Raw genomic sequence first — 1,124 nt, 5'->3', positions numbered from 1 at the left:
TAGTGACCTGAGTCGGAGATTCTTCGTTGGTTTGGTGTGAATCATCGTGGCCCGAAGATCCCGCCGTTGTCGGTAACGGATGCCCAGCAGGCCGTACTTGAGGGGTGGGTGCGTCGCCGGTCGACTGCTCAGGCTCTGGCCCTGCGGTCCCGGATCGTGCTGGAGTGCGCCCAGGGGCACTCGATCATGGAGGTGTCACGACGGCTGAAGGTCGCTCCGGACACGGTCCGCACCTGGCGAAGGCGCTTCCTCGACCGCGGACTGGACGGCCTTTCCGACGAGCCCAGGCCAGGTGTCCCCCGGAAGATCACCGATGCCGATGTCGAGCGGGTGATCGTCAAGACACTGGAGGAGAAGCCAGCGAACGCCACGCACTGGTCGACCCGGTCGATGGCGTCGGCGACCGGGATGTCCCAGTCGGCCGTCTCGAGGATCTGGCGTGCCTTCGCCCTGGCCCCACACCGCTCCGAGACGTTCAAGCTGTCCACGGACCCGCTGTTCATCGACAAGGTCCGTGATGTGGTCGGCCTGTACCTCGATCCACCAGAGAAGGCACTGGTGCTGTGTGTGGACGAGAAGTCACAGATCCAGGCCCTGGACCGGTCCCAGCCGGTGCTGCCGATGATGCCCGGGGTTCCCGAACGCCGCAGCCATGACTACGTCCGCGCCGGCACCACCACCCTGTTCGCGGCCCTGGAGGTAGCCAGCGGCAAAGTGATCGGTTCACTGCACCGCCGGCACCGGGCCGCCGAGTTCAAGAAGTTCCTGGCCAAGCTCGACCGGGAAGTCCCCGCAAGCCTCGACGTGCACCTGATCCTGGACAACTACGCCACCCACAAGACACCTGTCATCAAGAAGTGGCTGCTGGCACATCCCCGCTTTCACCTGCACTTCACACCCACCGGCTCATCGTGGCTGAACCTGGTGGAGCGATGGTTCGGCGAGCTGACGGCGAAGAAGCTCCGCCGCGGTGTCCACCGCTCCGTCCAAGCCCTCGAGCGCGACATCCGAATCTGGCTCGCCGACTGGAACGAACACCCCAGACCCTTCGTCTGGACGAAGACCGCCGACGAGATCCTCGACAAAGTCGCCGCCTACTGTCGGAGAATCTCCGACTCAGGTCA

The 1,124-nt window shown here is 64.7% G+C and carries 1 protein-coding gene; it reads left to right on the top strand.

Annotation, left to right across the window (positions count from 1 at the left end):
- Window positions 1-36 precede the first annotated feature (36 nt).
- Window positions 37-1,124 (top strand): IS630 family transposase (locus AB0I10_RS41250; protein ID WP_363157865.1); only part of this gene is annotated, 1,088 nt, incomplete at its 3' end.

It is taken from the genome of Streptomyces sp. NPDC050636 (assembly GCF_040654775.1).
In the GTDB taxonomy this organism is placed as follows: Bacteria; Actinomycetota; Actinomycetes; order Streptomycetales; family Streptomycetaceae; genus Streptomyces.
The sequence above is the reverse complement of the archived record's forward strand: the minus strand, read 5'-3'. Positions and strand labels throughout refer to the sequence as shown.